Genomic DNA, 5,728 nt, shown 5'->3' with positions numbered 1-5,728 from the left:
AGGTTCGACTAATTTTTTGTCAAAAACACTATCGCAAAAAAAGATTTTCATTGTTAGTCAAAATGGTGTACAACGGTAACGTATAAGAATAGTAGCGGATTTTATGCTGTTACTTTTCGGTTTATTACTGTTGTTTGATTTATATTTTTCACTTTCGTTTTAGCGATTAAACCGCTATTATTTTTATACAATGTTGTACACTGGCTTTTTTCCATTCAGCTTGGTTTTCAGCGTTGGCAAAGACATACTCTTTTGCAATTTTTGGGTTATGTGGTGGCTTGAGCGAATTGCAAATGTGTATGGCTTTTAGCGTTGGCTTACATTGGCTTTATCATTTTTTCGATAAATTTAATTTCTTCATCACTCAATTTATACTTTTCGTAAAGTTGTTTATCTATTTCTTCAATGGATTTAGTCCAATCAATATCCGAATCAGGCGTGAAATCTTGAATAGGAACAAATTGATATACATTTTGAAGTATATTCTGTGAAGTTTTTAATATGCCAACCATATATCTTAAAAATTTTGTTTTGATATAAGATTCTAATGCTTTTGCTTCAAATTCAGTTTCAAAATTTCCAATTGGGATTAGAGAATCAGTACAAGCCGACCTTGGTTTTGCTAAGTAAGGTTTACCTAAAATTGATACTTCTTTGTTGTCAGTTAATAAGCCTGCTGCACCATTACTTTTGGATATAAAAATCTTCCATTTATCGGCAATTTCTTTATTTTTAGTAATGAGTTCGCTATCAACATATCTAATTTCTTCGTGCTTACATCTTAATTCGTAATATCCATTTTGATAAGTTGAACTTGAAATCTCATTTGCATTTTTACCTAAAATGCCAAAAGCGTTACGACCTTTCGTTAAGGCTGTTATTGATTCGAAACCTTCATTTTTTACTTTACTTATGATATTATGGCTAAAACCACTACTTAGAATAATATCTAGTCCTTCTTCAAATAGCGGTCTTGTATAAGTTTGCAAATTTTCTTCATCATAATACTCAGTGAATTCTATATCACCATTGTGATTCGGATTGTAAACAAAATAGTTTATACCACCACTTATTTCAACTGCGGGAAAAACAGAATTTGAAATTGGTATGTTGACTATGCTCTGTATATGGTTGTTTTCTTGAAAAAATTCTCGCAATCGTAAAAAAGATTTATCCTGAGCATCTCCTGTGAACCATCTTGAAGGTGTTACAAGAGATAGATAGTTTGGGTTTAGACCAACACAAATTTTTATAAAATCAGGAAATATTTGTCTACTTAATGATTTGTTTTTTGAGTTGTCACTAATTGTTTGCTGATATGGTGGATTTCCAACAATTGCATTAAATTTCATATCGTTGTTGTTAATTTTTATGGTTTCATCTTGAATCAAATCGTTTTCTTCAATCAAATCATAAGATGTGTAGTTTGATTCTATATTTTCTATATTTAGCTCAAGTAATGAATATACTTTTCTAGTAAATTCATAAGCAATTTTTGATGTTGGTATTGAATAAAAATTGTTCGCTACCTTTTTACCAAACTTTTTATAAACAGAGTAAACAAATTCACCTTGTTTTGAAGCAATGTCTAATAGTAAAGTAGAATCACTAATAATATCTTCTGGTAAAGTTTGAATGATTTTATCTGTTACAATTTCAGGCGTAACAATCTCAGAGTCTGATAAACGACTGAATTTTTTCATTGCATTGCTTGCCCTTTCGATAGGTGAAATAGTTGTGTCATTTGCAAGCGAATTGATATTTTGAATTTTATAATCTAACTCACTTAAAACAAAAGGATTGATGTGTTGTTGAAATAGTGAAAGTATCACTGTTTCTAAACTTAAGTTAGACGCAACACGAAGATTGTCTTGTTCATCATTTATGGCTTCAATAATTTCTTCTAGTGATTTGACTTTTGAATTTGTGAGAAAAGAAAAGAAAAGAATTCTTGCATAGTACATTGCAAATTTTCCTTTGTAGTCTACTTTATCTTCCTTTGAAGTTTCTATTTCTTTGTCTTCTTTTCCAGGTGTGTCATCACCATCAGGTTTGTCACCTGTATCTAGGTCGTCTCCTTCGCCTTCAGAAGGTTTAATTTCAATACCTTGTCTTGAACCTATTTTACCTTGTCTGTCAATAACTGCTTTTATTTCTTCAATACTTAAAAGCGAATAATCTATTGAAATTGAGGTGGCTTCGTCTAGCACACTTCTTTCACTTGAATATTGACGAACTGCATTTAAAATATCTGTTGGTTCAACTTGAACCAATTTTTTGTTATTAATTACTATAATTGGTGAGACTTGTAGTTCTTTTTCTATTCGTTCGCCTAATCTTGAGTTTCCATTGGATTCTACATTTACATTGTAAATCTGCGATTTATGTTCCTGCATTTGGAACATTCTGTTTGGATTAAAGTCAACTAACAAGGTTTGAGGCTTCATATTGTATTTAACAGAATCTCCATTAGGTTCTTTGTAAGTCTTTATAAATTGACTTTGAAGTCTAAAAATAGCTTGGTCGTATTCTTGAGGCGAAGCAGTATCTTTTAAATATAGCATAGTATCCCATTGCGGAACTGTACTACCAGTAAGCATTCTGTTTACTGTCAAAGTGATTGTTTTCTTGTTTTCACTTTCACATTTTTCAATTTTAGATTTTACAGACTGAGTGTCTTTAAAAATCTTTTCATTTTCAACGCCAGATATATTAATTACTTCATACGAACTCAAATTTTTGAATTCGTTAGATTTAATAAGATTTTCAAATGCGTCACACGAAGCACGATAAGGAAGCACACAAACGATATGACGACACATTTTGCCTTCTTTCAGTTTGTCATAATCTAGAAAGCTCAATAAATTATCGTCATTTTTTGTGCCATCTATAACATTAAGCAAGTCAATAATTTCTTGCTCGTGAACGAACTTTTTATGTAATTCTGTTTTTGTGTCTTTTAGTATGGATTTTGGTCTGAACAACTCTGAAAAAGCGTAAGTAATACCCAATTTTTTCAGTTCTTCCATTTTTTGTCTAGATGATTCGTTTGGATTGAAAGCAAATCGAATCATTTGAGGAAAACCATAATAAGGGTTTTCCCATTCCTTCGTATCGTCTTTGGTTAAGTATTCATTATCCCATTTTTGTTGGTCATCGGCAATATTAGTAAACTGATAAAAGGCAATAATATCATCAGTTGTAAATTCACTGTTCATCAAGATACGATATGGTGTTCCTGATAAATGAATTCGAATTTTCGAGTTAATTGTCTTAGTTGTTTCTTCTAATTCGTCTAAAGATTCATCATTGAGTTCGGTTTCACTCTTTAGTTCTTTTTTACTCTTTAACTCTTTTAAAACCTTTCCATATTCTAAAGCTCTTGCACCAAAATGTGTTTCGTCTATAAGTAGAAGGTCGATTTGATTTTCAAACACTTCCTTATGTTTGGTTTTTATATCATCTCCTTGTAAGTCTTGAAGTGTAAGAAATAAGGCAACTTTTTCGTTAGCTTCTAGCTTATCTTTTATGATTGTTTCGCTTTCTAAAAGTGAATTACTATCTAAAAAGTTAAATTCATCAAATTTGACGTGACTTTCAACCGTTTTCTTCCATTCATTCTTCACATCAGCTTTTGCAGAAACAATTAGAACAAATTTTGCGTTCATCTCGACCGCACAGCACATAGAGGTAAACGACTTACCAAATCGCATTACTGCGTACATTAAGAGATTATTTCTACCATTGTTAATGGCTTCTCTAAATCTCTTAATGGTCTCTTTTTGATTAGGTCTTGGCTCGTATTCTTGATTTCTAGCGTAGGTATGCGTTTCAGGTAATAAACTACCATCGAATTTGTAAAATTTATACTTAGGCTCATTGTTTTTGTGAGCATCAATAATATCTGTGATTGCGTCATCAATATCACTGATATTAGTATCTTTAAAAAATTCGTTTGAATAATATATAGTGGAATCTAAATCCCCTTGAACTAGTCTTAATTTCTTAAGTTCATTTTCTAAATACTGATGAATAGCAAAGTCTCTGAAAAATGTTTCTTCGTTAGCTTTAGCAACTTTTTGATACTTTTTTTCAAGTTGTGGAAAATGTTTTCTCCATTCGTTAAGTCTTTGTTCAACTGGTCTGTAAGTGTCACCAACTTTTAAATAATTAGGAACCGTTTCCGTTGTAAAAGCATAGATATGTGGCTCAACTCTTCCGATAATAATATCTTCTAAAAGTTGTATGTCAAGTTGATTATTATTTGCCATTTATTGATTGATGTTTATTTTGAAGTAGGTCTATAAACTTTATTTTTTTACCTTTTAATCCTGTACTTGACCAATCCATAATCAAACAGTAAATTCCATTATGCTCGAAAATATTACCATTAAGACAACCTTTGCAAAATGAATTATCTGTTTCTTCTTCTCCAAATAGATTAACTTTTTTGGTTTTTATTTCTCCACAAGAAAAAGGAATTACCCCTTTTAATCCGTCCATTTGCCAAACATTCCAAGAAATAATCTCAGCTATATCTTGAATTGATTTAATTAAAGGTTCTTTTTTAAATTTATATTGGTAATTCTCTATGTATGTAAATAACATTGATTCCCTAGCTAATAATAAACTATCGCCTTGCCATTCATAAGCGTATGTGTTTTTATAAGCAGATTTAGTTGCCTCATTCCATTCGTTTAGGTCATCGACATTTTCATTTATTATTCTTAGTTTTCTATCGAGTAAACCAATTCTATTTTTAATTTCTATAAATTTCCCTGTTGTCGTGTCGTATCGGCTTGTTATGTATGGTGCTTCACCACAAGAAATTTCAAGTCGTTTGTCATTTACATAGTCTCGCCAAGATTTATTTTTAGGAAACTCAACTCTTTCTTGATTCGTTTTCCACTTTTTCTGATTAGGTATTTCCTTATTAAAGACGTTTTTTCGTTCAAACCAAGCATTATCTATCAAGTTGTTTTGAGCGTTGCAAATCCAAGATGGCGTAAAGACTTCAGCCATATTCTTAATTCTAGATTGTTGTAATATTTGGTCTTTTTGAACCCTAGGCATTATCACATCACCGTTAACGCCTGTGATGAGTTCAGATTCAATCTGCTTGCTTTCTAAATATGATTCTCCAAAATACTCATAATTATTAGTTGCCCAAATAATGTTTTTTTGAGTGGTTTGGTCACGCAAAAGAATATCCAATACCTCTGGATATTTTTCTAAGATTTCATTTTCTAATATGTCTATTTCTGTCCTCAATTCAATTCCTTTATTGGCACTAATAATTCTTTTGCTTCTATGTTTAGGATTTCCGCAATTTTGTACAAGTCCTCCAAACTCGGTTGTCGTCTGTTTTGAGCATAAGAGTTCACCATATTATAACTCTTTCCCATTTGTTCAGCTAACCACTTTTGTTTAATCCCTTTTTGTTCTAAAACCTCTTTAATTCGGTTCATAATTGAATTATTTAATTCAGTTTACTAATGTAAGAAGAATTATTGTGTATCTCACTAAATGAGTATAAAAATAATCACTCAGTTTGGGTGAGCGTTGGGTAGAGGCAAGCTCTTTTTATTTTGTGAGGTACGAGCAAAATGAAATGTGCTTGACTGTGCGGTTGGCTTTTCAGAGCTTGTGTACAACGGTCCGGGCTATCATACGGCGGGAGGCTTAGGCGGCTGAATGGCAGAACCAAAACGCGGAGCGTTTGTGGGAA

At 31.7% G+C, this 5,728-nt stretch carries 3 protein-coding genes; all 3 read right to left on the bottom strand.

What is annotated here, in order from left to right:
- Window positions 1-317 precede the first annotated feature (317 nt).
- From PO830_RS14605 to PO830_RS14595, 3 genes are read right to left on the bottom strand one after another with little or no spacing between them, the layout of a single operon-like run.
- Window positions 318-4,271 carry an Eco57I restriction-modification methylase domain-containing protein gene (locus tag PO830_RS14605; protein WP_272854318.1) on the bottom strand — a complete coding sequence of 1,318 codons (3,954 nt, stop codon included), beginning with the start codon at window positions 4,269-4,271 and terminating at the stop codon, window positions 318-320.
- The gene (locus PO830_RS14600) at window positions 4,261-5,271 is read right to left on the bottom strand and encodes a restriction endonuclease subunit M (protein ID WP_272854317.1); all 1,011 of its coding nucleotides are present in this window, start codon (window positions 5,269-5,271) and stop codon (window positions 4,261-4,263) included. Before PO830_RS14600 ends, PO830_RS14605 begins: the two co-directional genes overlap by 11 nt.
- Window positions 5,268-5,468 carry a helix-turn-helix domain-containing protein gene (locus tag PO830_RS14595; protein ID WP_240244145.1) on the bottom strand — a complete coding sequence of 67 codons (201 nt, stop codon included), beginning with the start codon at window positions 5,466-5,468 and terminating at the stop codon, window positions 5,268-5,270. Before PO830_RS14595 ends, PO830_RS14600 begins: the two co-directional genes overlap by 4 nt.
- Window positions 5,469-5,728 lie beyond the last annotated feature (260 nt).

It is taken from the genome of Altibacter sp. HG106 (assembly GCF_028561755.1).
Taxonomy (GTDB): Bacteria; Bacteroidota; Bacteroidia; order Flavobacteriales; family Flavobacteriaceae; genus DFVG01.
The sequence above is the reverse complement of the archived record's forward strand: the minus strand, read 5'-3'. Positions and strand labels throughout refer to the sequence as shown.

Excerpts from the sequence above, each read along its gene's own strand:
- PO830_RS14605 (WP_272854318.1), bottom strand. The coding sequence starts at position 4,271 with ATGGCAAATAATAATCAACTTGACATACAACTTTTAGAAGATATTATT.
- PO830_RS14595 (WP_240244145.1), bottom strand. The coding sequence starts at position 5,468 with ATGAACCGAATTAAAGAGGTTTTAGAACAAAAAGGGATTAAACAAAAG.